The sequence below is a fragment of the Micromonospora sp. NPDC049282 genome, from assembly GCF_043197045.1.
In the GTDB taxonomy this organism is placed as follows: Bacteria; Actinomycetota; Actinomycetes; order Mycobacteriales; family Micromonosporaceae; genus Micromonospora.
Window position 1 is genome coordinate 581959 of the sequence record NZ_JBICSL010000001.1, and the last position, 26311, is coordinate 608269.

The window sequence follows — 26311 nt, forward strand, 5'->3', positions numbered from 1 at the left end:
CGTCGGTGACCAATCCTTTTCGGACGGCACGCGCAGAGGTGCTGGCGACGTGGCTGCTGGCGACCGTGCCGGCCCCGCTGCTGTTCTTCGAGTGGACCCACCGCTGGGAGGAGGACCCGACGGTCGCCCCCGCGCTGCGGTGGCCCGTGCTCGCCGCGCCCCTGCTGGCCGCCGTGGTCGCGGCCGGTCAGCCCCGACGCCGAGGGCCCGCCGGCGTCGCGCTCGCGGTGGCCGCGTCCACGCTTGTCACCGCCGTGCTGCTGGGCGCGTCGCTGGCCTTCTTCCGGTGGGTGGCACCGCTGGCCGGCGAGGCCCGCTGGGGGCGGGCGCTGCTCGCCGGCCTGGCGCTCGCGGTGGTCGGTGCCCTGATCGGGTACGCCGCCGGCGCGCGCCTCGCCCACCGGGGCGGCCCGGCGTCGCGGCGCGGCTATCTGGTCGGCTGCCTCGCCGTCGTGTTCGGGGCGTTGCTGGCGCAGTCCGCGGTCCGGCTCGGCGCCGAGGGCAGCACCGTCGGGGAGAACCCCAGGGAGTACGGCGGAACGGGCCCCTACGCGACGTCGGCCGGGCGGGTCACGGTGCCGGCGCCCGGGGCGTACGCGATCTTCGGGGTGGGTGATGCCCCGGCGGCCCCGGACTGCCGGCTCAGCGGCCCCGGCGCGACGGTCCGGGCGGCCGATCCGGTCTCGGTGCCGCCCGGCGGTTACGGCGGCGACGCCGTGACGTACGCCTGGGTCGCGTCGGTGCGGTTGCCGGCCGCTGGCGGGTGGGCGTTGAGCTGCCGGTCGTCGGATCCGGAGGCGTCCTACGTGCTGGGTGACGAGCCGCGGGTGCGGGGCGCGGTGGGCGCGCTCATCCGCTGGCCGGTGGGCGTGATCTGGCTGTTCGGCGCGCTGCCCGGCCTGCTCATCGCGGTGCAGACCGCCCGGCGGCGTCGCGCTGCCCGCCGGGCGGGCGGACGGTCGGTCGCGGACGCGCCCGGGCACCTGGAGGAGGCCGGGGTCGCGGGCCGGGGCGAGGTCGACGGGCCGGGAAGTGTCACAGCCGGCTCATAGGCTGGCGCGGTCATCGGCGATCTCAGGGAGGCGACGTGCTCGACCACTTCTCCGTAGCGGTGCGTGACCTGAAGGCCAGCGGCGCCTTCTACGACACGGTGCTCGCCCCGCTGGGCGGGCGGCGGATCATGGAGCCCGGCCCGATCGGCTACGGCGTCGACGCGCCCGACTTCTGGGTCGAGCCCGCGCCGGCCGACTCCGTCCCGGCGCCGGTGCACATCGCGTTCACCGCGCCCGACCGGGCCGCCGTGCGGGCGTTCCACGACGCGGCGGTGGCGGCCGGTGCCGAGGTGCTGCACGCCCCGAAGGTGTGGCCGGAATACCACGCTGGCTACTACGGCGCGTTCGTCCGCGACCCCGACGGCAACAACGTCGAGGCGGTCTGCCACCGGCCGGAGTGACCCGCCGGCCCGGCGGGAGGCAGGATGGACGGGTGGAGATCGAGCCGGTCGAGCACGCGCCCGTCCGCGCCATCCGCCGGGCCTGGCTGGCGCAGCGTTGGCACGACCTGACGTTCCTGCACTGGGCGGTCCCGCCGGAGCGGGTCGCGCCGCTGCTGCCGGCCGGCACCCGGCCCGACACGATCGACGGGCTCACCTACGTCGGGCTGATCGGTTTTCGGATGGTCCGGCTGGGGTTCGGCCGAGGGCCGGGCATCCCGTGGTTCGGCACGTTCTGGGAGACCAACGTGCGGCTCTACTCGGTCGACCGCGCCGGCCGGCGAGCGGTGGTCTTCCGTTCGCTTGACGCGTCCCGGCTGGCGCCGGTCCTGGTCGCCCAGCTCAGCCTGCGCCTGCCCTACAAGTGGTCGGCGATGCGGCTGGACCGTGCCGGCGACACGCTCACCTACCGCTGCCGCCGACGCTGGCCCGGCCCGGCCGGCGCGAGCAGCCGGATGACCGTCCGCGTCGGCGCGCCGATCGCCGAGCCGACGCCCCTGGAGCACTTCCTCACCGCGCGCTGGGGCCTGCACACCCGGGCGTACGGGCGCACCCGGCACCTGGCGAACTGGCATCCGCGGTGGCCGCTGCACCGCGCCGAGCTGCTGCACCTGGACGACGAGCTGGTCACCGCCGCCGGCCTGCCCGCGCCGGACGGCCCACCGGTAAGCGTGCTGTACTCCCCCGGCGTCCCGGTCGTCTTCGGCGGCCCCACCCCGCTCCCCTGACCCCCACCCAGCCCAGCCCGACCCAGCCCAGCCCGACCAGCCAGGCCCAGCCCGACCCAGCCCAGCCCGACCAGCCGGCCCAACCGGCCCAACCGGCCCAACCGGCTCGACCGGCTCGACCGGCCATGATCGACACCAGCTCGCCGAAGTGGCTGGATCAACCGCACCGGGACACCGCCACCTCCCCGAGGTGGCGGAACCGACCCGGCCAGCCCGGGCGGCCGACCTGACCGGCCCAACCGGCCCGACCAGCCATGATCGACACCAGCTCGCCGAAGTGGCTGGATCAACCGCACCGGGACACCGCCACCTCCCCGAGCTGGCGGAACCGACCCGGCCAGCCCGGGCGGAGGGCGAGGCCGACCGACCGGCCAGATGGGCGGAGGCGGGGCCGACCGACCGGCCAGGTGGGCGGAGGCGGGGCCGACCCGGCCAGCCCGGGCGGAGAGCGGAGCTGGTCAAGGCAGCGGGTCGTGGGTGCCGCGCGGGACGTCGGGACGGCATCGGCGTACCCGCTCGGCGGCCATCCGGCCGCCCACCGCCAGTCCGTGACGTTCCACCGCGGCCAGCCCGTACGCGCTGCACGTCGGCGTGTAGCGGCAGGTCCCCGGCCAGCGGTGCGACAGCCAACGCCGGTAGCCGAGGATGGCGGCCCGCCCGGCCCGGTCCAGGACCGGCGTCCGCGCGATGCCGGCGGTCACCGCGCCGAGGGTGAGCAGCGTGGAGAAGAGCCCGAGGTCGCAGCAGCCCGGGCCGTCACAGTCGAACAGGTCGCAGTCGCAGTCGCACCAGTCCCGATGCTTCTTCTTTTTCTTGTGGCGCCGCTTCCAGTCGATCACGACGCCATGATGCGACATCCCCGCCAGCCGCAGCGGGGCGGCAGCCGACCGGAACGGGTCCGGTGAGGTCGGGTCGGCGCGCGGACGGCACTCTAGCGTCGAGGGCGTAATCAGGAAGGAGCATCGGGTGCTAAATCGGCTCAACCAGGCCATGGACCACCTCGAACAGCGGCTCGACCAGCCGCTCGACGTGGCCGCGCTGGCCCGGGTCGCCTGCGTGTCGGAGCACCATTTCCGGCGGCTGTTCTCGGCGCTGGCCGGGATGCCGCTGTCGGAGTACGTGCGCCGCCGCCGGCTCACCCTGGCCGCCGCCGATGTGCTCGCCGACCGGGAGTCGCTGCTCGACGTGGCGGTCCGCTGGGGGTACGGCTCGAACGAGGCGTTCGCCCGCGCGTTCCGGGCCGTGCACGGCGTCGGCCCAGCCGAGGCGCGGCGCGCCGGGTCGGTGCTGCGGTCCCAGCCCCGGATGTCCTTCCGGCTCGTCGTCGAAGGGAGCACCAGCATGGACTACCGCATCGTGACCAAGGAGGCATTCCGACTCGTCGGGCTGAAGGCCCGGGTGCCGCTGGTCCACGAGGGGATGAACCCGCACATCGTGGCGTTCCTCAAGAGCGTGGACCCGGAGTCCGTACGCCGCATCGAGGCGCTGTCCGACCAGGACCCGCACGGCATCGTCAACGTCAGCGACGACCTGGCCGGTTCCCGCGCGGAGGGCACCGAGCTGGACTACTGGCACGGCGTGGTGACCGGCGCCGAGGTGCCGGAGGGTCTGGACAGCCTGCCGGTGGAGGCCGGCGACTGGGCCGTCTTCCGCAGCTCCGGCGCGTTCCCGCAGGCGTTGCAGTACCTGTGGCGGGACGTGTTCACCCAGTGGTTCCCGTCGAACCCGTACGAGATCCGGCCCGGGCCGGAGATCTCCCAGGTGCGGATCGCCGAGGGCGGCGACACCGCCGACGCGGAGCTGTGGATCCCGGTACGCCGGGCCTAGGATCCCGCGGCGGCGGCCTGCGCCAGCGCGGCCGGCACGTCGTGTGCGTGGTAGGGGTGCTCGCTCGGCTCGATGCCGGCGAGGAACATCGCGTACACGGCGGCCAGCCGCAGCGGCGCGACCGGCCGGAGCAGGTCGACCGCCCGGCGCGGGTCGCAGCCGGGCGGGTCGGCCCGCCACCGGTCGGCCCACGCGTCGACGAACCGGGCTGCGGTGGGTGCGTCGAGGCCCTCGGTGAGGCGCAGGACGTCGAACGCGGGGTGGCCGACGAACGCGTCCGCCCAGTCGATGACCACCGGGCAGGTGCCGTCGCCGCGCACGTTGCCGGGGTGCAGGTCGCCGTGCACGAGCGTGTCGGGAAGCCCGCAGTCGCGGACCCGCCGCAGCCGCTCGTCGAGCCCGTCGAGCAGCCGGGCGGCGACCGACACGTCGTGCCCGGCCAGCCGCGCCCGGATCCACTCCGCCAGCCGCAGCCCTCGAAGATCGGGTACGCCCGCCGCGACCAGCCGATCCGCCGCCCCGAGGCCGTGCCGTTGCCGCGCATGGTGTTCCGCCATGATCACCGCTCGTTCCGCCTCCCCGGCCCCATACCGGTCCTCCCCCGGCACGTGCTCCAGCAGCATCCGCCCCTCCCCGTCCGCCGCCAGCACCACCGGCCCACCCCCGACTCCCGCCTCCGCCCCCGCACCGGCCTCGGTGATCAAGGAGTTCTGGTCACCAGAGAGATCGACGCGGACACAAACCCCTTGATCAACGAGGTGAGCGGGGACGGCGAGGTGAGCGGAGACGGCGAGGTGAGCGGAGACGGCGAGGTGAGCGGAGACGGCGGGGCGGGCGGGGACGGCCGGCGGGGTGGGGCGGGACAGCCAGGCCAGGACGGTGGGTTCGTGGTGGGCGAAGGCGGGGAGCTGCTTCAGCCAGGCGGGGCCCCGCGGGGTGTCCAGGCGCCAGATCGCGGAGAGGTTCCAGGTGCGCTGCTGCGCCACCGCGGTCACCGGGCGGCCGAGGCGGCGCAGCTCGGCGGTGGCCCAGGCCACGCTGCGGGCCGGGCCGCCCGGCTGCGCCCACGGCTGGCGCAGCGGGTGCGGCGCGAGGTCCACGGTTGCCGGTTCCAGGGGTACGCCGCCCGCGAGGCCGTCCGGCGCCCCTTGCCCGGCGGGCGCGCCGGTGAGCTGGGCCAGGTAGCGCACGTGGCCGCCGGGTGGGTGCGGGCGGTCGGCGTCGAGCAGCCGCAGCACCGCCACGTCGACGCCGTACCGGTGGCGGGCGCCGTCGACGACGGAGGCGACCTGCTGCCACCACGGATCCGGCACCTCGAACGGGGGCAGCGCGCCGAGCGGCCGGCCGGCGGCGTCGACCAGGACCAGGGTCACGGTGCGGGACACGGCCGGACGCTAGCCCCGGCGGGCGACGACGGCGAGCGATTATGCGTCGGCCGGATCGGACTCGTCGACGAACGGGTCCGGCGGAATGAGTTCGACATCCGGGACAGCCGCGTCCCGGACCTCCTCCGGGGTGTCGAAGGTGAACATCTCCACCCCGTCGGGCACGCCGACCCGCGACAGGTAGATGCCCTTCTCGCAGGCGTCGCACCAGACCACGGCGTAGCCGATCCGGGTCACCGGGTCGCCGGTCCACGACACGTGGACCCGGCCCCTGCCACAGCTCGGACACGTCACCTCGACGGACTTCGGGGCGGCGTCGCGGATCCGGTTGTACGCGGCCAGCCAGGCCTCCCAGACGCGCTGGCCCTCGGTCATCGCCGTCATCGACATCCCCTACCCGCCGAACAGGTGCTTGTGCTGTTCCCACCACTGATTCTCGTACGCATAGGCCCGCTTCTCCCACTCGTCGAGCGCCTTGCGGCTGCGGGGCACCGGCATCCCACTCCGCACCTCGTCGAGGTGGAACCTCTCATGGGCGAGCGTACGGGCGAGCTGTTCCTCGCTCCGGAAGGCGTCGCGGCAGAGGATGATCCGGCCGTCGGCGGTGGTGACCCCGTAGAACTCCTTGCCCGGCCCACCGCCGACGCGGACCTTGTCGATGGTGAGATTGACTCCGTCGATGTCGATGCCGTACTTCGCCGCGACGGCTCGTACGTTGTCCATGTTCATGAGGATCTTCCGCCCGTTGCGGGCGATGCCGTCGCCCTCGCGCAACAGCTCCGGCGGCTTGCCACGCAAGCTCTTCAGGATCCGCTTCAATTCGGTGATCAGTTCGCCGAGCCGCCGGATGACCGGCATCAGGTGACGGATGCTGTCGAGGAGCGCGCGCAGCCAGCGGGCGATCTTGGCCGCCCAGGAGGCGACAAGCGTGGTCACCTGCTCCACCACCAGTGGCGTGGCGAAGCCGAGGGAGGCGAGCTCCTCGACCGCGTAGACGACGAGCCGCGACACCAGGGTGGCGATCGCGTCACGGACCAGCAGGCGGACCGCGGCGATGAGGAAGCCGGCGCCCTCGGTGATCAGCGCCATCGTGTCGGCGGCCCGGGCGAGACCGTCGATCGCGTTCTGCTGTCGGGTCGCCCAGGCGCGGTAGGCCGGGCCGGCCGTGCCTCCCCAGTCGGCGACGTCGGCGGCCACCGCCCGGGCCAGTTCGGCGACGCTGTCCCGCAGTGAGCCCGCGACGTTGCGCCAGGTCTGCGCGTTCGCCGCGATCTGCGCCGGGTCGCCGGCAAGCCAGTCCAGGGCCTCACTCAGCGGCCGGACGTGTTCGATGATCCAGGCCACGCCGTACTGGAGGAGCACGCCGACCGGGTCGGAGATCAGTGCCAGCGCGTCGAGGCCGGCGCCGACGACACCGAGCGTCCCGTCGATCCAACTGCCGTCGGTGATGCCTCGATTGATCAGCTCGATGTCCTCGGCGATCCAGACTCCCGCCCAGGGATCCGCCGGGGTGTCGACCGCCGGGGCGACGAGCGGATTGGTGGTCACAGCCCGCGCCGGATGCCGTCGAGCCGGGCCGCCGTCAACTCCTCGTTGCGCCGGTAGCTGGCAGCGGTCTCCCGCAGCCGGTCGGCGGTTCCGTGCACGGATTCGGCCGCCGCCGCCATGCCGTCGACCACCATGCCCTGCAACTCTCCGAGCAGCACCGGCACGCTCAGGCACAGTTTCCCGTAGGCGTCGATGCCGGGCTCCGTGGCCTCGCCGGCCTGCTTCGCCGTCGTCAGCTCACCGGCGATCCGTTCGACATGGTGGGCATGGGTGGTCAGGTCCTCGGGCTCCACGTGGATTCCGTCGCCGGCCATCGGCCCTCCCCGCCGGGTGGCGGCCATCGACGACCGTCCACCCATGAACGCAGGCTAGCAGCGTTGGTCGAGCCGGGCCGTCCCCGCAGGTCACCCCCCTTGCCGGCGAACGGGCCGGCGGCCGGGTCAGCGCCCGACGCTGCGGCGCAGCCCCTGGTGACCGGCGCACACGTCGCGCTGCCCGCCGGAGCGGCTGACCGCGCCGTCGCGGCACTGCACCAGCCAGCCCCGGCCGGACCAGAACCCGGGTACGCACTCGAACCAGTCGCAGACCCCGACGGCCGGCTTGCGGATCCGGTCGCCGCCGCAGAAGTCGTACCCGAAGGGGTTCGGCGGGGCGCCGCAGCGGCGCTCGACGGTCGGCTGCGGGTCGGCGCCGCGCGGCGCGGGCCGGGTGCGGCGCGGCTCCGGGCTGGTGCCGGGCCGGACCTGGACGGCGGGGGCGACACCCGGCGGCGCGGGTGTGGCGGTGGCCGCCGGGGTGGCGGCGGCGGCACGTTCCGACCCGGCCCGGGTCGGTGGGTTGGACTCGACGAGCATCGCCGGCACGGCCAGCGCGAGCGCCGCGCCGACCGCGACGGTCCGCCGGCCTCCGGGCACGCGCGCGGAGGGCCGGGCCTGGGCCGGGGTGAGCACCGCCGGGCGTTGCGGGCGCAGCTCGGCGTGTTCGGCGAGCAGCTCGTCCAGCTCGGCGACGACGGCGGCGCGCTGCTCGATCGCGTCGGCGAAGGCCAGCGTGAGCGTGAACCGGAAGTCGGCCGCCGCGCCGGTGGGCAGCAGCAGACCCGAGGTACGCCGCCGGTCCAGCACCTGGATCAGGGTGACCGGCGCCGCCGGGTCGTGGGACAGTCCGGTCATTCTGCCGTACGTCCAGTCGCGCCGGCCGCGCCCGCCGAGCAGCACGAGGCGCCGGTTGGTGAGCACGGCGAGCCCGGCGTCGACGACCCTGACCCCTTCCGGGCGGCGCGGGCGCAGCGCCGGCGGGTCCGGGTCGACGGTCAGGTCGGGGGCCGGCAGCACCGCGGTGTGCCGCACCTCGACCAGTTGCGCGGCGGGCAGCGTCCAGAAGACCACCTCGCCGGGGGCCAGCTCCATCGGCAGGCCCACGCCGGCCCGGACCGACCCGTGGAAGGAAACCGCGAGGGTACGCAGGCGGCGCAGCTCGTCGTCGCGGCGTCGCCACGCCTCGTCGGCCGCGCGGAACGCGCGCTGCCGCCGTTCGTTCTGCCGGTGCGCCCACCGGTAACGCCATGTGGAACCCGTCGAATCAGTCATCGCCACGCCGACTCCTCCGCCGCGCGAGCCCACCAATCGGGGTGTCACCGTGAACAACGGCGGGGCAGGGGTACGAAGACACGCGAAAGTCACCAATTAGACCGATTGGCTGATTGACGGTCGCAATCGGCGGAATCTCGTGCGTCGGTTCACGTTCGGTGCTGGCCCGGTTCGGGTCGCGTCGCTTCGCCATGCGGGCCGCAGGACTCGTCGGTAACGTCAGCCCGCAGTTCGGGGCGTACGCACCCGGTGAGGAGAGCGGAGGTGCACCGGTGGGCGACCCGGCCGTGGTGGTGGGCGTGGACATCGGCACCACCAGCAGCAAGGCGGTCGCGTTCGACACCGACGGCCGGCAGCTGGCCAGCCACTCGATCGGCTACCCGATCGAGGAGCCGAACCCGGGCTGGGCGGAGCAGGACCCGGACCTCATCTACCAGGCCGTGCTCGGGGTGATCCGCGCGGTCGTCGACGAGCTGCGCAGGCCGGTCGCCGGCCTGTCCTTCAGCACCGCCATGCACAGTTTGATCGGGCTGGACGCCGACGGCAACCCGCTCACCCCGTCGATCACCTGGGCCGACTCCCGGGCCAGCGCGCAGGCCGAGCGCCTGCGGGCCGCGCCGTCCGGGCTGGCCCTGCACCGGCGCACCGGCACCCCGGTGCACCCGATGGCGCCGCTGCCCAAGCTGGTCTGGTTCGCCGAGCAGGAACCGAAGCTGCACGAGCGGGTCTCGCACTGGGTCGGCATCAAGGACCTCGTCCTGCGGCGGCTGGCCGAGGCGCTGGTCACCGACCACTCGGTCGCCTCGGCCACCGGCCTGATGAACATCCACAAGCTGGCCTGGGACACCGAGGCGCTGCGCGTCGCCGGCATCACCGAGGAGCAGCTCCCCCAGCTCGTCCCCACCACGCACGTCCTGCCCGGGCTGACCGCCGACGCGGCCCGGGCCACCGGCCTGCCGGCGGACACCCCGCTGGTGGTGGGCGCCGGCGACGGCCCGCTGGCCAACCTCGGCCTCGGCGCGGTACGCCCCGGCGTGGTCGCCTGTTCGATCGGCACCAGCGGCGCGATGCGGGTGATGGTGGAACGCCCCGGCGTGGACCCGCTGGGCGGTGTCTTCTGCTATGCGTTGACCGAGGACCGGTGGGTGGTCGGCGGCGCGATCAACAACGGCGGGATCGTGCTCCAGTGGGCCCACGACGCGCTCGCCCCGGAGCTGGGCGAGGACGCCGAGGAGGAGCTGCTCGGCCTGGCCGCGCAGGCGCCGGTCGGCTCCGGCGGGCTGATCATGCTGCCGTACCTGCTCAGCGAGCGGGCGCCGCACTGGAGCGCGTTGCCCCGCGGCGCGTACATCGGGTTGACCCACGGCCACGGCCGCGCCCACCTGGTGCGGGCCGCGCTGGAGGGGGTCTGCCAGCAGCTCGCGCTGGTCCTGGCGTCGGTCCGCGCGGCCGGCAACGAGGTACGCGAGGTCCGCGCCAGCGGTGGCTTCGCCCGCAGCCCGCTGTGGCGGCAGATCCTCGCCGACGCGCTGGGCATGCCGGTGCGCTTCCCGGCCGGGCACGAGGGGTCCGGTTTCGGCGCCGCGCTGCTCGGCATGCAGGCGCTCGGCCTGATCGAGTCGGTCGAGGTCGCCGCCGACCTGGTCCGGATCGAGGAGACGGTCCGGCCCGATCCCGCCTCCGCCGCCACCTACGCGGCCCTGCTCCCACTCTTCTCCGAGCTGTACGACGCGCTCGTGCCCACGTTCGCGTCGCTGCGACGGCTGGCCCCGAGCCTGCCGCCGGAGCCACCACCGATCGCCCCTCCCCGATGATTGACCAGAGGTCGTGATAGCCGTGGTAACACTGCTCGCCGCTCCGGCGGAACCACTCACGAACGCCGGCGACACCCAACTCGACCCGGGCACGCCGAACCCGAGCGGCGCCGCGACGCCGGGTCAGGCCCGGCTGATCGCGTTGGCGTGGATCGCCTCGTTCAGATAGGCCGCCATGCCGGGCCGGATCGTCTCGAAGTACTCGGTGAACCGTGGGTCGGCCACGTACATGTCGGCCAGCCCGGTGTGGAGTTCCACGGGGCAGTCGTACCACCACTCGGTGATGAGCTGCCGGTGCTCCTCGGCCAGCGCCATCGCCTCCGGCCCGTCGGCCGGCGCGCCCGAGTCCATCAGCGCGGCGAACCGCCGGCCCCAGTCCTCGTTCACCTCCTTGTTGCGCAGCCAGTCCTCCTTCGAGTAACGGCTGGCCCGCTCCTGCGACTGCCGGTACGCCTCGGTGCCGCCCCAGCGCTGCTCGACCTCCTCGGCGTGCTCGTCCGGGTCGAAGTCCCCGAACACCTCGAACCGCTCCTCCGGCGTCAACCGAATCCCCAACTTCCTCGCCTCCATCGCGTGCTCGATCGCCGCCACCATCTCCCGGAGCTTGCCGATCCGCCCGGACAGCAGCTCGTGCTGCCGGCTCAGGTGCGCCACCGGTTCGGCGGCCGGGTCGTCCAGGATCTCGGCGATCTCGTCCAGCGGGAACCCCAGCTCGCGGTAGTAACGGATGAGCTGCAGGCGGTCCAGGTCCGCGTCGTCGTAGCGGCGGTAGCCCGCCGGCGTGCGCCCGCTCGGCCGTAACAGCCCGATCTCGTCGTAGTGGTGAAGCGTGCGGACCGTCACCCGGGCCGCACGCGCCACCTGCCCCACCGTGTACGCCATGGTTCCCTCCCTTCCGCGACCAGGCTCCCGCCTCCCGCAGCGTGAGGGTCAAGTCAGTTGGTGATTCTCTCCTGCTCGGGAGCGGCGAAGGCCGCGTTCGCCGGGGTACGCACCGCGTGCACCAGGCCGGCGGCCGACAGCAGCAGGAGCAGCGCCGCGCCGAGGTACATGGCCAGGGCGCCCTGCTCGGCCTTGCGACCGAACTCGCTGAACCCGTACGAGGTGAGCAGCAGGCCGCGCAGCGTCTCGCCCTTGAACACGGTCTCCCGCTGGGCGCTGACGTCGGCGAGCTGCTTCTGCAGGTCGGCCAGGTTCGCGGCCTTGGCCTGCTCGGCCTGGGCCACCTGCTCGCGCAGCGCGGTCTGCGGCGCGCCCAGGTCGGCGTACGTCTTGCCGCCGCCGATGGCCTGGAGGTGCAGGCCGATGTACTCATTTGCGTAGCACTCGGCCTGCTTGCCGGTGGTGAGCGGCTGGCCGGCGTACTCGCGCAGGCAGTCCGACTTCTTCTCCCCGTCGCTCAGCTTGTCGGCGGGGGTGAAGCTGATGTGCTGGGCGGCGAGCTGGTCGTGCACGTAGTTGTTGGCGAAGTTGGCGTTCGTCGTCAGGACGACGCCGACGACGAGCAGCAGGACCGCGAGCCCCAGCCCACCGATGCTGAACAGCAGGTCGAGTGTCCGTCGCTTCATGTCAGGCTCCTGTATCAGTGGTGTCTCCGTTGTTTGCCAATATCATCATGGACGGCCGGGGCACCCGCCAGGAGGGTCGAACCCCCTGTCCTGTCCGGGGCCTTCGGCCCGGTGCCGGCCGGGCCGGTCAGCGGGCCGCGTCGACCGGGGTGAGCGCGTGGAGCAGCGCGGGCAGGGCGACCGGGCGGCCGTAGCGCCAGCCCTGGCCGTGCAGGCAGCCGATCGCGGTCACCGCCGCGTGCTGGCTGCCGGTCTCCACGCCCTCGGCCACCACGGCCAGGTCGAACGCGCCGGCCAGCCGGTTGACCATCTCCACCGTGGCGTACGCCCGCGCGTCGTCGGCGTCGAGGCGGGCCACGAAGGATCGGTCGATCTTCAGCTCGGTGGCCGGGATCCGGTGCAGGTAGCTCAACGACGAGTAGCCGGTGCCGAAGTCGTCGATGGCGATGCGGACCCCGAGGTCGCGGAGCTGGGTCAGCCGGTCGAGCACCGTCTCGCTGCCCTCGATGAGCGCCGACTCGGTGAGTTCCAGGGTGAGCGCGCGGGGCGGCAGGCCGGCCGCGCCGACCGCCCCGGTGACGGTGGCGATCAGGTCGGGCCGGCGCAGGTGGGCGGCGGCGATGTTGACCGCCACGGTGACGTCGGGGGCGTGCTCCCGCCAGGTGGCCGCCGCCCGGCACGCCTCGTGGATGACCCACCGGTCGATGCCCAGGATCAGCCCGGTCTCCTCGGCCAGCGGCAGGAACCTCGCCGGGGTGAGCACGCCGAGGCGGGGATGTCGCCAGCGGACCAGCGCCTCCGCGCTGCGTACCGTGCCGGTGGCCAGGTCGACGATGGGCTGGAACTCCATCAGCAACTGACCCTCGTCGACCGCCCGGCGCAGGTCGGCGATCAGTTCGGCCCGGCTGACCGCCGACTCGCGCAACTCCGGCGTGCAGGTGCGCCACGCGGACTTGCCGGCCGCCTTGGCCGCGTACATGGCGATGTCGGCGTCGCGGAGCAGGTCGGTGTGCGAGCTGTGCTGCGGGCCGTACTCGGCGATGCCGATGCTGGCCGACGGGTGGACGCCGAGGTCCTCCTCGCCGGGCAGCGGTTCGAGCGCGGCGAGCAGCCGGATCGCGAGCCGCTCGGGCGGCACCGGGCGGTCCCCGGCGACCAGCACCGCGAACTCGTCGCCGCCGAGCCGCGCGATCATCCCGTCCGGGCCGATCGCGTCCCGCATGCGCTCCGCGGTGGTGGTGAGCAGGCGGTCCCCGGCGGCGTGCCCGAACCGGTCGTTGACCTGCTTGAAGCCGTCCAGGTCGAGCAGCACCACGGCGACCGGCCCGCCCTCGCGCAGCGCGCGGCGCAGCCGCCGGATGAAGGTCAGCCGGTTGGGCAGGCCGGTGAGCTGGTCGGAGTAGGCGAGCCGGCGCAGCCGGGCAACCAGCCGCAGGTTCTCGTTGGCGGCCAGCCCCTGACGCAGCGCGAGCACCCCGAGCAGCGCCATCATGCCGACGAAGACCAGGTGCGGGGTCTGCCCGGTGGGCCGCCTGGACAGCATCACCGCGACGATCGCGCCGCCCACCGGCAGGTACGGCAGAGCGACCCGCCACCACGGCGGCAGCGGCGACTCACCGGAGTCGTCCTCCCCGCCCGCACCGCCCGGCGGCGGGTAGCGGGTGGCGAGACCGACCAGCAGGTAGCTCAGCGGCCAGCAGACGTCGGCCGGGTGCCCCGGGGCGTAGTTGCCGTGCGCGACGAGGGAGACGTAGACCGCGTCGGCGCCGGCCCGGATCGCCAGGCCGGCGCCGATCACGGTGAGCGCCCGCCACATCTGCCGGCCCGGCCCGGCGACCGCCACCAGGATGGTGAGCTGCATCAGGTCGAACATCGGGTAGAGCAGCCCGAGCGTGCGCAGCGGGTCGGCCAGGTCGGCGTCGGCGAGGTCGCGGAACACCACCACCCAGCCGACCGGGATCAGGGCCAGCGCGACGATCACGCCGTCGAGCAGCGTGCGGGCCTGCCCGACCAGGCTGCGCGGGCCGGCCCGGGAGCAGAGCAGCGCGGCGGTGCCGGTGACGATGCCGGCGGCGAAGAGCGCGCCGACCAGCGGCGTGTGCGGCAGGTCGATCCCGCCGAGACGCTCGACCGTCCACACCGTACGCCCGAGCGCGGCGAGGACCATGGTGATCGCGAGCAGCCCCCAGAACCGCCGCAGCACGAGCGGGTGCCGGCGGGCCGCGCCGACGCAGAGCACCGCCGCCCAACCCGACAACGCCATCGCGCCCAGATCGCTGACCAGGGCCGCCCCGGGCAGCGCGGCGACGAGCCAGACCATCTCCCCGAATACGACGACGGCGGCCGCGACGAGTCCGACACGGCCGGCGGGCGGGTGACGGGCCGGCGCCGCGACGGCGAGGCTCACGTCGTACTGGGGGACAACGATGCGCTCCGGCTCTCTTCCAGACGTGCGCCCTCGGCGACGAGGACCGGACGGCGGACGACGAACGGCGCAAGCCTAGTCAGCGCAGGGATTCGCCGCCAGACTCGTGCGCTGTCGGTCACCGGACCGCCTCGCCGGCTACTCCTCGTGCTGCTCCGGCGGGCCGCCGTGCGTCCACGGTGTCTCCTCCGGCGCCGGGAACGCGCCACCCGGCCGGAACCCGTCCGACAGGCCGGTCAGGCAGATCCGCTCCCCCACCTCCGGCACACTGCCCGCCGGCGCGGTCAACCCCCGCCCCATCCCGCCGGCCAGCTCCAGCACCACCTCGGTCTTGCCGTCGGCGCCCGGGGTCACGAACACCACAGTCGCCTTCTGCCCCGGCCGGGCCGGCGAGTACAGCGTCGCGCCCACCGGCATCGGCACCGGCTCGGTGGTCACCACCTGGATCCGGGGCCGCAGCACCGGCCGCTTCCCGGAGTCGTCCACCCGCTTCGGGTCGGCAAGTGTCACCTCGCCCACGAACGCCTCCCCGGCCAGCCGATGCTCGGCCATCACCAACGGATCGTCGTACGCCCGCTGCACCGCCCACGCGGTCAGCGCCCGCTCCAGCCGCTGCAACCGCGACGCCGCCGCCACCGCGCCGTCGCGGCGCGGCTGCGGACCGCCACCGGCGTCCACATGCTCGGCGTACCCGGTGAACGCGTCCCGGTCACCGGCCCACCGGCCGGCGACCCGCGCGCCGGGCGGCAACGCCCGCAGCAGCCCGACACCGCGCCACATCAGCTCCCAGGTCGGCGTGAGCTGGTCACGCAGCAGCCCGCAAAGCTCGTCGTACGCGACCGCGCGGGCGGCCGGGTCGCCCTCGGCGCCGGCGTACGCCTCGATCGCCGGGGCGAGCCGATGGTTGTCGAAGTCCGGGTCGGTGGCCGGACCGGCCGGCGGGACGAACGCCGGGTCCTCGGCCCGGGCCGCCGCCTCGGCCCCGGTCCACCCCGGCGGCGGGTCGAGCCAACCCAGCACCGCCGGCAGGTGCAGATCCTCCACCGCGCTCTGCCCGGTCGCCCAGTGCAGCGTCAGCGCGTCGGTGAGCGCCAGCAGCGCCGCCGAGCCGGGCTGCTCGGCGCGCTCGGCGAAGAACGTCAACCAGCGGCCCAGCAGCGGCACCGACGGGTGCACCGGATGGTCGCCGTCCGGCCGGCGGAACCGGGTGGACCGGCCGAACAGCCGCAGGAAGGTGATCCCGGCCGGGTTCGGCACCAGCAGTTGCGGCGCGTCGGTGTACCGGTGGCGGACGTCGCGGCCCCGGTCCACCGCCACCGCCTCGGTCACCCCGCGGAACGAGTCCAGGTACGGCAGCAGCACGCCGGCCAGCTCGGCGGCGAATGCGAACCGCTGGTCCCGGTTGCGCGGCTGCGGCACCACCAGCAGCCGGGCCTCGTCCGGCGCGGCGCCGACCAGGGCGGCCAGCGGGGCGTTCGCCTCACCCGCGAGGGCCAGCGGCACCAGCACCAACGGCCGGTCCGACAGGTGCAGGTGCCGGACCGTGGCCACCGGCTGGGCCCGACCGGCGGCGACCGCCTGCGCCCGGGCCAGCGCGCGCAGCGTGCTCACCGCAGCCCTCCGACCCGACGTCGAGGGCCTGGCCGGCGAACGCACACCATTCGCCCCGCGCGGGCGCAAGGACCACCGGCCGCCGGTCCGGCCGCCACGGGGCGAGCACAGCCGCCCCGGCGCGCGCTTCGGGGCGTACTCATGCGGGGCCTCCGGTGAGGGCGTCGGCGCGCAGGCGCGCGGCGGCCCGCAGCAGCGCGGCGGCCTCCGCCTGGTCCGGCTCGGGGGCGCGCCCGCCCTCGGCGAGCGCCAGCACGTCCGCCACCTCGACGATGCCGCCGAGCGCCTCCCGGACCGGCCGGCCCAGCGCTCCGGTGTGGCCGCGCGCCTCGTGCCGGCAGAAGTGGGCCAGCTCGCAGACCGCCAGGCAGTCCGGGGCGTAGCGGGCCGGCACCTGGCGCAGCGCGGCGGCCAGCGCCGCCGGATCGGCGGTCGGATCGGCGGTGAAGCCGGCCGGCACGGTCGCCAGCAGGTCGTCGACGCGGGCCATCCGGGCCAACTGGCGGCGCAGCACCAGCAACTGCTTGCGGACGTCCAGCAGGCTGGCCACCGGCCGGTTGCCGAAGTCACGCGGACAGATCAGCACCACCTCGTGCGACACCAGCTCGGGGTCGCGCCCCTCGGCGGCGAGCAGCTCGCGTAACGCCAGCACGTAGACGGCGGACTGGATCGCGGCGGCGGCCACCTTCGCCGGATCGGCCTGCCCGTCGATCACCGGGAACGACTTGATCTCCACGACGTGGAACCGGCCGGCGAGCCGGGCGGCGACCAGGTCCGGCTCCAGGTGCACCCGCCGGCCGGCCACGTCCAGCCCGAGCAGCGGATGGTCGAAGAGGGCCGGGCCGTCGCCGCGCGCGGTCAACGCCGCGCGGGACCGCTCCGGCCGGTCGTCGTCGCCACCCAGATCCGTCCAGGTCGCGCCGGCCGGCACCGGTACGCCGAGCCGCTCCGCCACCAGGCGCAGCAGCTCCACCCCGCCGTCCGCCTTGAGCTGCGCCTCGAACGCGTTGCCCCGGGTGATGGCGAACCGGGACCGGCCGAACCGGGCAGGGAAGCCCAACCGCTCGGCCAGCGCCGGCTTGTCCGCGCCGGCGCTGTCCAGCACGGCGCGCCGGGTGCAACCGGGGTTGCCGGTCAGCGCCGCGACGGTGCGGGCGTTGTGCCGCTTCGGCGGCCCCCCACCCCGAATCTCCCCCAGCCGATCTTCCACCCGTGAAGTGTAAGGAGGGGCCCCCGGTTAACGCCTCCGGTAGAGGAGGGTGCCCCGCTCAACACCCACCCGGCCGGGTCAGCGGCCGGCGGAGCGGTTCCACGGGGAGCGGGGGGACAGCGCGCCCGCCACCGGCCGGCTGCGGCGGCGGTGCCGGCGGCCGGGCGTGCACGGTGGGCGGGCGGCGGTGTGCACCGGTACGGCGGGCGGGATGACCGGCTGCCGCCCGATCAGCCAGCAGAGGAAGCGGGTCACGGTCAGCCGACCGGGAGGCGCTCGGCCTCGGTGCGGGAGATGTCGTACTGGGCGCCGCAGAACGTGCACTGCTGCGCGTAGCGGGTGCGTATCGGGATCAGCGGGACGAAGAAGAGGCTGAACTTCGTGACCCGCCGGGTGATCACCTGCGCGGCGTGGTTCCCGCAGTGGCGGCAGACCTGGTTGACGACGCCGGACCGGTCGACCTTGGTCCGCAGCCCGAAGATGAAGAACATCGCCCGCCATTACCCACCCGAGGCACGTGTTAAGCGGGGCCCCCTCCCATACCGAATGCGTTAACAGGGGGCCCCTCCTTACTTCAGCGCCAGATGGGCTGCCAGTCGGGGACCTCGTGGAAGCGGCGCAGTTCGGCCAGGCCCGCCACGGTGCCGGTCCAGGCCGCGTACGGGGGGTTGCCCTCGTCGAAACCGGACTGCACGAACGTCAGCTTCGTGCGGCCGGCGGACTCGGCCAGCTCCCAGGTGCTCACGCCGGTGGGCCCCCAGTCGACGGAGAGGGCCCGCCCCGGCGTCACGTCGAGCACCTTGGCCGCGTAGCCGGCGTCGAAGCCGCCCATCGCGTAACGGCCGCCCGCCCAGGGCTCGATCCCGATCGGGTAGCCGAACCAGGCGCTGGCCTGCTCCGAGTCGGTCAGCGAGGTCCACACCTCGTCCATCGGGGCGTCGATCAGCAGCTCGCCGCGCAGGTCGGCCGAGGTGAAGTCGGTGCGCGGCAGCAGCGGCCGCCCCTCCAGGTGGGCGTTGAGGTTGGCGACGGACAGCGCCCAGTACGTCTGGAGCACGCCCCGGATGGTGCTGCCGCTCATCGCCTCCTCGAAGGAGAAGTGGCTCTGCCGCAGCGTGAGGAGGGTGGCGTCGCCGTCGGGCGCCAACTCGAACTCGGTCGTGGTCTCCACCCCGTCGAGCGTCCAGGCGAAGCGCAGCGTCTTGTCGTCGGCGTGCAGCAGCCGCTGGTGCGGCGCGTCGCCCTCGGGCGTGAAGCGGCCCCAGAACTCGTACCGCCGGGGCAGGTCGACCTCGGCGTGTTCGGCCAGCCACACGCGCAGCTCGGCCGGGTCGGTCAGGGCTCGGCGCACGTCCGCCACTCCGGCGGCGAGGCGGGCGCGGACGATCAGCGGCTCACTCATGGTTGTCACCTTTCGGGTAGCAGGCCACGGCGAGTTTGAAGGCGTCTCCCTCGGCGCCGCCGTAGCGGGTGAACAGGTCCCGCAGCGTCGACTGCAGGTCGTGCAGGAACTCCTGGCGCCGCTCGGCGGGCACCCGGATCTCGCCGGACACCCCGATCGAGGGCAGTTCGGGGGCGGCGCGGTCCAGCGCGGCGATGTCGGCCTGGACCTCCTCCATCAGGTCGAGCAGGTAGCCCAGGCTCAGCTCGTCGCGCGCCCGGCGCCCCCCGCCGATGCGGCCGACCAGCCGCGGGGAGAGCCAGTAGGACCGGGCGACGGCCTGGTAGATGCCTTCGGTGATGCCGCGCACCCGTCGGTCGGCGACCTGCTCGGCCAGGCCGGCCGCGACCAGTTGCTTGACGTGGTAGTAGACGCGCTGCGGCGTCTGTTCCAGCCGGGCGGCGACCTCGGTGCAGGTGCGGGCCTCGGCGAGTTGCCGCAGCACCTCGATGCGCTGCGGCTTGAGCAGGGCTTCGGCCTGCTCGCGCTCTTCCAGGTACAGGACGTCTCTCATGGCAAAATCAGTTTGTACGTACAAAACTTCTTTGTCAATAGGAACGACGAGAGGCCGCGCGGACGGCGCGGCCTCTCGTCGGTACGGGTCAGGGCATCCAGTCGGGACGCAACGGGTAACCGTTGACCCCCTGCGGGCCGTTCTGCGTGGCCACCACCTGGTGCAGCTGGATGCCGTTGCGCTCGAACGCCATCCGGGAGCCGGCCATGTAGAGGCCCCACACCCGGGCGGTGCCCGCGCCGACCTCGTCGACGCAGAAATCCCAGTTGTCGACCAGGTTGCGGCACCAGCCGGCAAGCGTCAGCGCGTAGTGCTGACGCAGGTTCTCCTCGTGGTGCACCTCGAACCCGGCGTCGTGGATCTCGCTGATCAGCCGCCCCGGGCCGGTCAGCTCGCCGTCCGGGAAGACGTACCTGTCGATGAACGCGCCGGAGCGGTGCGGCGCCCGGTTGTCGGCGCGGGTGATGCAGTGGTTGAGCAGCCGTCCACCCGGCTTGAGCCGGGACCGCAGCGCGCCGAAGTAGGCCGGGTAGTTGCGCACCCCGACGTGCTCGGTCAGCCCGATCGAGGAGATCACGTCGAACTGCTCGCGCGGCGCGTCCCGGTAGTCGAGGTGCCGCACCTCGGCCAGGTCACCCAGCCCGTCCCGCTCGATCGCGGCCTGGGCCCACTCGGCCTGCGCCCGGGACAGCGTCACGCCCAGCGCCTTCACGCCGTACTCCCGGGCCGCGTGCCGGACCATGCCGCCCCAGCCGCAGCCCACGTCCAGCAGCCGCATCCCCGGCCTGAGCGCCAGCTTGCCGGCGACCAGGTCGTACTTGGCCCGCTGCGCCTCCTCCAGCGTGTCGCCGGGGCTGTGGAAGACCGCGCAGGTGTACGTCATGGACGGGCCGAGCACCTTCTCGTAGAAGGCGTTCGACACGTCGTAGTGGTGGGAGATCGCGCTGCTGTCCCGGACCTTCGAGTGGCGCAGCCCGGTCATCACCCGCCGCCAGCGCGGCGCCGCCTCCTGCGGCGGGGGCGGCGGCGGTCGCAGCCGCTCCCAGCCCAGCGCCTTGACCAGGGCCAACGCGTCGGCGACCGGCGGCATCCGCAGCGGCATCTCGTCCTTGAGCACCCGCAACGCCTCGTACGGGTCGCCCGGGTGCACGCCGTCCAGCCCGAGGTCGCCGCTGACGTAGGCCCGGGCCATGCCCAGGTCGCCCGGCGCGGTGAGCAGGTAGGACAGGCCCCGCTCGGTGTGGATCGACAAGGTGATCCCGGCGTCGGCCGGGCCCACCGCGCTGCCGTCGTATCCGGTGACCCGGACGGGCAGGTCGCCGGTGGTGACCGCGCGGATCACGTCCGCCACGGTGGGTCCGGTGCGCCGGCCGCCCGCCGGCGGACCGGCGGAGGCGCTCGCCGCCCCCGGTGTTCGGTCGGTCAGACTCATGCTCGGGATACCGCCTTCTCGTACAGTCCGGTGAGTCGGTGATCCGGGTCGTAGCGCTCCTTCACGGCACGCCAGGTCTCCCCGCCGTAGAGCCGGTCGAACGCGGCCCGGTCGTAGTACGCGTCGGAGTAGAGCGACTTGTGCCCGCCCGACTCCGACACCATGTGTTCGATCTGCCGGTTGACGTCGCCGTCGACGGTGCCGGCCGCGATCGGCACGCTCCCCCAGAAGCCGATGTTCACATACGTCTCGCCCGGTTGGAGCGGATACAGCGGCCACGCCCGGGCCGATCCCGGGCCGGCCGGCTCGCGCAGCCGCAACGGGCAGAGCCACACCGGATTCATCTTCACGCTCTCCGCGAACCAGCGGAGGAACTCGGGCGTCCGGTCCAGCGGGATCTCCACGTCCTGCACCACGCGTTCGCGCGCCGGCCGGCCCCGCCACCGGTCGACCCGGGCGGCCACCTGGTGCCGGTGCTCCAGCCGCACGATCCGGTGATAGACGTCGCTGCGCCGGTAACGCTGCGGCCAGAGCCGCCGGACGACCGGATGCTGCACCCCGAACGCGGACGAGCACCAGAACCAGTCGGTGTCCCACCGCCAGAGATAGTCGTACCCGGTCAGCACGTCACGGGTGCGGCGGCGCAGCGAGCGGTAGTAGATCTCCTGGCCGGTGTAGTCGGACGGGCGGCCCTCGGCCTCGTCGGCGAACGCGCCGAGCACCAGGTAGGACTCGCCGGGACTGAACATCACCCCGTCCATGACGTCGACCGGCTCACCCGCGAAGGCGCCCTTGTCGACCACCTCGCCGATCGCGTCGACCAGCTCCTCCAGCCGGGTGAACCGGATGTTGCGCAGCGCCACGTGCCGGCCCACCGGTTGCAGCTCGATGCGCAGCCGGGTGGCGTAGCCGAGGCTGCCCAGCGAGTTGGGGAACGCCCGGTGCAGGTCGGCGTGCTCACCCTGGGGCCGGGTGGTGACCAGCTCCCCCGCCCCGGTGAGGATGTCCATCTCGAGCACCGACTCGTGCGGCAGGCCGTTGCGGAAGGAGGTGGACTCGATGCCCAGCCCGGTCACCGCGCCACCCAGCGTGATCGTGCGCAACTGCGGCACCACAAGCGGCATCAGCCCGTGCGGCAGCGTCGCGTCGACCAGGTCCTCGTAGGTGCACATGCCCTGCACGTCGGCGGTGCGGGCCGACTCGTCCACGGCGAGCACCCCGGTCAGCCCGCTCACGTCCAGCCCCGGCGCCCGCGGCGCGGAACGGGGGCGGAAGAGGTTCGAGGTCTGCTTGGCCAGCCGCACGGTTTCGCCGGCGGGCACCGCGGCGTAGGACCGCCGGAGCGCGTCCACCGCCCGTTCATGCTCACGGACAGCTCGCATGAGATCACCTTACGCCCGGGTACGACAATTCGTGGGATGTCCACGGTGGCCTGCCGCCGACCGGCCGGCATAGCGTGGGCACATGCCGAAAGCAGTCTGGAACGATCTGATCGTCGCGGAGAGCGACGACACCGTGCTGGTCGAGGGGAACCACTACTTCCCCCGGTCCGCCCTGCGCGACGACCTGATCCGCGAGTCCGACACGCACACGGTGTGCCCGTGGAAGGGCACCGCCTCCTACTACACGCTCGAACACGGCGGCGCCACCAGCGCGGACGCGGTCTGGTACTACCCGGAGCCGAAGCCGGACGCGGAGATGGTCCGGGACCGGGTGGCGTTCTGGAAGGACGTCCAGGTCGTCGACTGAAGCGTCCGCCGCCGGGGCGGCTGGCCCTCGGGCGTCCCGGTGGGTCAGGATGCCCCCATGACCGACCCGCACACCGACCCGCCCGGCACCGTCTACGGGGCCCGCCCCGCCCGTGGCGTCCGGCTGCCCCAGGACCCGCTGATGCGGATCGCGCTGGGCGTCGCCCTGGTCGGCGTACTCCTGGGGGTCTTCTTCGCCACCGGCGTGCTGGGCGGCGGGGCCGACCGGCAGGTGGTGCCGGCGGCGGCCGTGCCGACCCCGGCGGCGAGCGAGTCGAGTGCGGCCCCGCCGACGACGGAGGCCGCGCCGCCGCCCTCGCCGAGCGCCGAGCCGACCACGCCCGCCGCGCCGGTGGCCACGCCGAAGGTGGTCCGGGGCGTGCCGTCCGGGCGCTGCGTCGGCGTCGTCGGCGACGAGCCGGAGGGCGCGCGGGCCGCACTGGCCGACTGCACCGGCGGCCCGGAGCAGCAGTGGGTCGTCACGCCGGTCTCCGCCGACACCTACCTGCTGGTCAACGCGGCCAGCGGCAAGTGCCTGGACGTCAACGCGGCGAGCGGCGACGACGGGGCCGACGTGTTGCAGTGGTCCTGCAACGGCCAGGCCAACCAGCAGTGGAAGCTCAACCCGACCGGCGCCGGCCCGGTGCTGCTGGTCGCCGTGCACAGCGGCAAGTGCGCGCAGGTCGACGACGCCGGCACCGAGGCCGGGAGGGAACTCGAACAGGCCCCGTGCACCGGCGCCGCCGAGCAGCAGTGGGCGCTCGGCTGACCGGTCAGCCCCGATAGCTCCAGGCCCGCCGGCCGGCCGCCACCGGCAGCGCGAACGCCGGCTCCCCGCCGCGCCGCCGCAGCAGCAGGGAGAGCCCGGCCGCGCCGATCGACAGCGCGCCGGCCACGTACCAGGCCGCCGCGTAGTCGCCGAGCCGGTCGCGGACCAGGCCGGCGCCGGTCGCGGCGACCGCGGCGCCCGCCTGGTGCGCGGCGAACACCCAGCCGAAGACCACCGCGCCGGACGCGCCGAACCACTCCCGGCACAACGCCACGGTCGGCGGCACCGTCGCCACCCAGTCCAGCCCGTAGAAGACGATGAAGACCAGCATGCTCGGCCGGGCCGAACCGGCGAACAGGCTCGGCAGCACCAGCAGCGACGCACCGCGCAACGCGTAGTAGGCGCCGAGCAGCAGCCGGCTGTCGACCCGGTCGGTGAGCCACCCGGAGGCCACCGAACCGGCGATGTCGAAGAGTCCGACCACGGCGAGCAGCCCGGCGGCGGTCGTCTCCGACATGCCGTGGTCGTGCGCGGCCGGCACGAAGTGCGTGCCGACCAGCCCGTTCGTGGTCGCGCCGCAGATCGCGAAGCCGCCGGCGAGCAGCCAGAACTGCCGGGTCCGGGCGGCGGCGGTCAGCGCGCCGGCCGCGCGGGCCGCCGCGCCGCCCTCCGGCCGGGCCGGCGGGACGACCTCGGTCGCCCCGTAGGCCGGCCGGCCCAGGTCCGCCGGATGCTCGCGCAGCAACCACACCACCAGGGGTACGACCGCCAGCGCGGCCCCGGCGACGACGAGTGCCGCCGTACGCCAGCCGTGGTCGCGCACCAGCACCGCGAGCAGCGGAAGGAACACGAGCTGCCCGGCCGCGCCGCCGGCGGTGAGCACGCCGGTGACCAGGCCACGACGCCGGACGAACCAGCGTCCGGTGACCGTCGCCACGAAGGCGAGCGCCATCGAGCCGGTGCCCAGCCCGACCAGCACGCCCCAGCAGAGGAGGAGCTGCCAGCTCTCGGTCATCGCCACGGTCAGGCCGCTGCCGGCCGCCACCAGCAACAGCGCGCCGGCCACCACCCGGCGGATCCCGAAGCGGTCCATCAGCGCCGCCGCGAACGGGGCGGTGAGGCCGTAGAGCAGCAGGTTGACCGAGACGGCGGCGGAAATGGTGGCGAGCGGCCAGCCGAACTCGGCGTGCAACGGGTGCAGCAGCACCCCGGGGGTGGCGCGGAAACCGGCGGCGCCGACCAGTGCCACGAAGGCGACCGCGGCGACGAGCCAGGCCGGATGCAGTCTTTTCACCAGTCGAGTCTCGGGCTGCCGGCGTGCACGGAACGAGTGGCCGGAAAGCCATCGTGCGTAATAATCGGGCCATGCCCGTCGCACCGCACCGCGTCGCCGTCCTCGCCCTCGACGGCGTGGTCGCCCTCGACCTCGGCACCCCGGCCCAGGTCCTCGGCGCCGCCCGCACCGAGGACCAACTCCCGCTGTACGCGGTGACCACCTGCACCGCCGGCGGCCGGCCGATCCGCAGCACCGGCGGCTTCCAGGTGCTCCCCGACCACGGGCTCGAGCTGCTGGAGACCGCCGACACGGTGGTCGTCCCCGGCATCCAGGCGGGTCCGCCGCTCGCCGACGGCACGGTGGCCGCCGAGGTGGCGACCGCGCTGCGCGCCGCCCACGACCGGGGCGCCCGGATCATGTCCATCTGCACGGGCGCATTCGTGCTCGCCGCCGCCGGCCTGCTCGACGGCCGGCCGGCCACCACCCACTGGGCGTACGCGTCGCGCTTCCGCCGGCTGCACCCCGGCGTACGGCTCGACCCCGAGGTGCTCTTCGTCGACGACGGCCGGGTGCTCACCTCGGCCGGGGTGGCCGCCGGCGTCGACCTCTGCCTGCACGTGATCCGGACCGACCACGGCAGCGCGGTGGCCAACCGGGCGGCCCGACGCTGCGTCGTGCCGCCGTGGCGGGAGGGCGGTCAGGCGCAGTACATCGAACGGCCGGTGCCCCGGGTCGCGGAGACCGGCACCACGGCCACCCGGGAGTGGGCCCGGCAACGGCTGCACGAACAGGTCACGCTGCGCGAGCTGGCCGCGCACGCGCGGATGAGCGTACGCACGTTCACCCGGCGCTTCCGCTCCGAAACCGGGCTCAGCCCGGCGCAGTGGCTGCTCCAGCAGCGCACCGAACACGCCCGGGTGCTGCTGGAAACCACCGACCTGAGCGTCGACCGGATCGCCCGCGACGCCGGGTTCGGCACCACCGCCGCCCTGCGCCAGCACTTCCACACCCGGGTGGGCGTGTCCCCGACGGCCTACCGCCGCACCTTCCGCGCACCCTTGCGGTCAGGCGAGGTGAGGTTGTCGGCGCAGGGCGCGTAGCTGGATCAGGTGCAGCGGGAGGTGCACCCGCATGTGCAGGTCCAGGGCCCGCCCCCAGGGAAGCGAGTCGTCGACGTCCAGGTCGAAGCCCTCCCGCAACACGGTCTCCACAGGCGTCTCCGCGGCCGGGCCGAGCCGCTCGGCCAACGAGCAGAGCTTCTGGCTGGTGGCCCGCAGCAGGGTGGCGAGCCCGTCCAGCCCGCCGCACTCGGAGACCAACGCGTCCAGCTGCGGGCGGTGGATGGTGTCCACGTCGTAGTAGGCGAACGGCGAGCCGGCCAGCACCGCCTCGGTCGCCTCGATCATCAGCTCGTCGTTGGCGGCGAGGTGCGCGACGATCTGCTCGGCGCTCAGCTCACCCTCCGGCGGCGGCCCGAACCCGCCCGCGTCCACCTCCGCGAGCAGCTCGCCGTACGCCCGCCGCAGGTCAGCGGCGTCCACCTCGTCCATGTCCGCATCCAACCCCGGCCTCCGCCGGGCGCACCACGGCTACCCGGCCCGGTTCACCCGTTCCGGGTACGCGGAGAGGCCGGCACCCGTTGTTCGGGTGCCGGCCTTCGGCGTGGTGCTTACTTGGTCCAGTGCTGGTCGACGAGGTCGGTGGCCTGCTTCTCCCACTGCGCGTACGCATCCGGGTAGGCCGACACCTGCACGGTCTGGGCGGCCTCGGTCAGCGGCATGTCCTGCCAGCCGTCGACCTGCTTCAGACCCTTCAGGAACGCAAGCGTCGAGTACTCGGGGTCGGTGATCTGCTCCGGGCTACCCCAACCCGGGCTGGGCGAGCGCTGGGGCGTTGAAAAGGGCCCCCTGTTATGCAGAATGCGTTGACCGGGG

At 74.1% G+C, this 26311-nt stretch carries 27 protein-coding genes and 1 pseudogene; 8 read left to right on the plus strand and 20 right to left on the minus strand.

Annotated elements, in window-relative coordinates; translation table 11 throughout:
- Positions 1 to 5 precede the first annotated feature (5 nt).
- From ACGFI2_RS02685 to ACGFI2_RS02695, 3 genes are read left to right on the plus strand one after another with little or no spacing between them, the layout of a single operon-like run.
- Entirely contained in the window at positions 6 to 1052 is a 1047-nt protein-coding gene (locus tag ACGFI2_RS02685) for a hypothetical protein (protein ID WP_393509471.1), read from the plus strand.
- 35 nt (positions 1053 to 1087) lie between these two features.
- Positions 1088 to 1453, plus strand: coding sequence for a VOC family protein (locus ACGFI2_RS02690; RefSeq protein ID WP_393509474.1), 366 nt, complete (start codon positions 1088 to 1090; stop codon positions 1451 to 1453).
- A gap of 32 nt (positions 1454 to 1485) precedes the next feature.
- On the plus strand, positions 1486 to 2220 hold the full coding sequence (locus ACGFI2_RS02695; protein WP_393509477.1) for a YqjF family protein: 735 nt from the start codon (positions 1486 to 1488) through the stop codon (positions 2218 to 2220).
- Positions 2221 to 2678: 458 nt separating this feature from the next.
- On the opposite strand, the gene yidD is transcribed toward ACGFI2_RS02695, so the two are convergent.
- Complete coding sequence (gene yidD, locus ACGFI2_RS02700; RefSeq protein ID WP_393509480.1) at positions 2679 to 3059, minus strand: membrane protein insertion efficiency factor YidD; 381 nt, start codon at positions 3057 to 3059, stop codon at positions 2679 to 2681.
- 127 nt (positions 3060 to 3186) lie between these two features.
- Here yidD and ACGFI2_RS02705 point away from each other — a divergent pair, with 127 nt between their 5' ends.
- On the plus strand, positions 3187 to 4047 hold the full coding sequence (locus ACGFI2_RS02705) for a GyrI-like domain-containing protein (RefSeq protein WP_393509483.1): 861 nt from the start codon (positions 3187 to 3189) through the stop codon (positions 4045 to 4047).
- On the opposite strand, the gene ACGFI2_RS02710 is transcribed toward ACGFI2_RS02705, so the two are convergent.
- From ACGFI2_RS02710 to ACGFI2_RS02730, 5 genes are all read right to left on the minus strand, one after another.
- A complete protein-coding gene (locus tag ACGFI2_RS02710) occupies positions 4044 to 5432 on the minus strand; it encodes a phosphotransferase family protein (RefSeq protein WP_393509486.1) in 1389 nt (462 codons plus the stop codon). The two genes, ACGFI2_RS02705 and ACGFI2_RS02710, sit on opposite strands and share 4 nt — an antisense overlap.
- Before the next feature lie 39 nt (positions 5433 to 5471).
- The gene (locus ACGFI2_RS02715; RefSeq protein WP_393509489.1) at positions 5472 to 5816 is read right to left on the minus strand and encodes a hypothetical protein; all 345 of its coding nucleotides are present in this window, start codon (positions 5814 to 5816) and stop codon (positions 5472 to 5474) included.
- A 9-nt stretch (positions 5817 to 5825) separates the two neighbouring features.
- On the minus strand, positions 5826 to 6980 hold the full coding sequence (locus tag ACGFI2_RS02720) for a WXG100 family type VII secretion target (RefSeq protein ID WP_393509492.1): 1155 nt from the start codon (positions 6978 to 6980) through the stop codon (positions 5826 to 5828).
- A complete protein-coding gene (locus tag ACGFI2_RS02725; RefSeq protein WP_393509495.1) occupies positions 6977 to 7339 on the minus strand; it encodes a type VII secretion target in 363 nt (120 codons plus the stop codon). Before ACGFI2_RS02725 ends, ACGFI2_RS02720 begins: the two co-directional genes overlap by 4 nt.
- 81 nt (positions 7340 to 7420) lie before the next feature.
- The gene (locus tag ACGFI2_RS02730) at positions 7421 to 8575 is read right to left on the minus strand and encodes a hypothetical protein (protein WP_393509498.1); all 1155 of its coding nucleotides are present in this window, start codon (positions 8573 to 8575) and stop codon (positions 7421 to 7423) included.
- 266 nt (positions 8576 to 8841) lie between these two features.
- Between ACGFI2_RS02730 and ACGFI2_RS02735 the strand changes: the two genes are divergently transcribed.
- Positions 8842 to 10383, plus strand: coding sequence for a gluconokinase (locus tag ACGFI2_RS02735; RefSeq protein ID WP_393509501.1), 1542 nt, complete (start codon positions 8842 to 8844; stop codon positions 10381 to 10383).
- Positions 10384 to 10506: 123 nt separating this feature from the next.
- On the opposite strand, the gene ACGFI2_RS02740 is transcribed toward ACGFI2_RS02735, so the two are convergent.
- The 11 genes from ACGFI2_RS02740 to ACGFI2_RS02790 all read right to left on the minus strand — a co-directional run bounded on the left by ACGFI2_RS02740 (position 10507) and on the right by ACGFI2_RS02790 (position 21966).
- The gene (locus ACGFI2_RS02740; RefSeq protein ID WP_393509504.1) at positions 10507 to 11265 is read right to left on the minus strand and encodes a MerR family transcriptional regulator; all 759 of its coding nucleotides are present in this window, start codon (positions 11263 to 11265) and stop codon (positions 10507 to 10509) included.
- Between the two features lie 53 nt (positions 11266 to 11318).
- Positions 11319 to 11951 (minus strand): hypothetical protein, encoded by a 633-nt coding sequence (locus ACGFI2_RS02745; protein WP_393509507.1) that lies wholly within the window; start codon positions 11949 to 11951, stop codon positions 11319 to 11321.
- Between the two features lie 127 nt (positions 11952 to 12078).
- The gene (locus ACGFI2_RS02750) at positions 12079 to 14271 is read right to left on the minus strand and encodes a putative bifunctional diguanylate cyclase/phosphodiesterase (RefSeq protein WP_393509510.1); all 2193 of its coding nucleotides are present in this window, start codon (positions 14269 to 14271) and stop codon (positions 12079 to 12081) included.
- A gap of 243 nt (positions 14272 to 14514) precedes the next feature.
- Entirely contained in the window at positions 14515 to 15987 is a 1473-nt protein-coding gene (locus ACGFI2_RS02755) for a hypothetical protein (protein WP_393509513.1), read from the minus strand.
- Between the two features lie 139 nt (positions 15988 to 16126).
- Complete coding sequence (locus tag ACGFI2_RS02760) at positions 16127 to 17197, minus strand: hypothetical protein (RefSeq protein WP_393509516.1); 1071 nt, start codon at positions 17195 to 17197, stop codon at positions 16127 to 16129.
- 78 nt (positions 17198 to 17275) lie between these two features.
- A complete protein-coding gene (locus ACGFI2_RS02765) occupies positions 17276 to 17452 on the minus strand; it encodes a hypothetical protein (RefSeq protein WP_393509519.1) in 177 nt (58 codons plus the stop codon).
- Positions 17453 to 17454: 2 nt separating this feature from the next.
- Positions 17455 to 17688 (minus strand): zinc-ribbon domain-containing protein, encoded by a 234-nt coding sequence (locus tag ACGFI2_RS02770; RefSeq protein WP_393509522.1) that lies wholly within the window; start codon positions 17686 to 17688, stop codon positions 17455 to 17457.
- Positions 17689 to 17771: 83 nt separating this feature from the next.
- Positions 17772 to 18599: an SRPBCC family protein gene (locus ACGFI2_RS02775; protein WP_393509525.1), complete on the minus strand. Its 828-nt coding sequence runs from the start codon at positions 18597 to 18599 to the stop codon at positions 17772 to 17774.
- Positions 18592 to 19152, minus strand: coding sequence for a helix-turn-helix domain-containing protein (locus ACGFI2_RS02780; protein WP_393509528.1), 561 nt, complete (start codon positions 19150 to 19152; stop codon positions 18592 to 18594). The genes ACGFI2_RS02775 and ACGFI2_RS02780 overlap by 8 nt, the downstream gene beginning before the upstream one ends.
- Before the next feature lie 88 nt (positions 19153 to 19240).
- Positions 19241 to 20584: a class I SAM-dependent methyltransferase gene (locus ACGFI2_RS02785; RefSeq protein WP_393509531.1), complete on the minus strand. Its 1344-nt coding sequence runs from the start codon at positions 20582 to 20584 to the stop codon at positions 19241 to 19243.
- A complete protein-coding gene (locus tag ACGFI2_RS02790; RefSeq protein WP_393509534.1) occupies positions 20581 to 21966 on the minus strand; it encodes an FAD-binding oxidoreductase in 1386 nt (461 codons plus the stop codon). Before ACGFI2_RS02790 ends, ACGFI2_RS02785 begins: the two co-directional genes overlap by 4 nt.
- Before the next feature lie 82 nt (positions 21967 to 22048).
- Here ACGFI2_RS02790 and ACGFI2_RS02795 point away from each other — a divergent pair, with 82 nt between their 5' ends.
- Positions 22049 to 22333 (plus strand): DUF427 domain-containing protein, encoded by a 285-nt coding sequence (locus ACGFI2_RS02795; RefSeq protein ID WP_393509537.1) that lies wholly within the window; start codon positions 22049 to 22051, stop codon positions 22331 to 22333.
- Positions 22334 to 22390: 57 nt separating this feature from the next.
- On the plus strand, positions 22391 to 23101 hold the full coding sequence (locus ACGFI2_RS02800; protein ID WP_393509540.1) for an RICIN domain-containing protein: 711 nt from the start codon (positions 22391 to 22393) through the stop codon (positions 23099 to 23101).
- Positions 23102 to 23105: 4 nt separating this feature from the next.
- Here ACGFI2_RS02800 and ACGFI2_RS02805 read toward each other — a convergent pair whose 3' ends face one another.
- Complete coding sequence (locus ACGFI2_RS02805) at positions 23106 to 24398, minus strand: MFS transporter (protein ID WP_393510074.1); 1293 nt, start codon at positions 24396 to 24398, stop codon at positions 23106 to 23108.
- A 68-nt stretch (positions 24399 to 24466) separates the two neighbouring features.
- Between ACGFI2_RS02805 and ACGFI2_RS02810 the strand changes: the two genes are divergently transcribed.
- Complete coding sequence (locus tag ACGFI2_RS02810) at positions 24467 to 25477, plus strand: GlxA family transcriptional regulator (RefSeq protein WP_393509543.1); 1011 nt, start codon at positions 24467 to 24469, stop codon at positions 25475 to 25477.
- Here ACGFI2_RS02810 and ACGFI2_RS02815 read toward each other — a convergent pair.
- Positions 25442 to 25918, minus strand: coding sequence for a hypothetical protein (locus ACGFI2_RS02815; protein WP_393510077.1), 477 nt, complete (start codon positions 25916 to 25918; stop codon positions 25442 to 25444). The two genes, ACGFI2_RS02810 and ACGFI2_RS02815, sit on opposite strands and share 36 nt — an antisense overlap.
- A gap of 128 nt (positions 25919 to 26046) precedes the next feature.
- Positions 26047 to 26265: pseudogene (locus tag ACGFI2_RS02820) on the minus strand (hypothetical protein); the annotation flags it as partial.
- Positions 26266 to 26311: the final 46 nt, after the last annotated feature.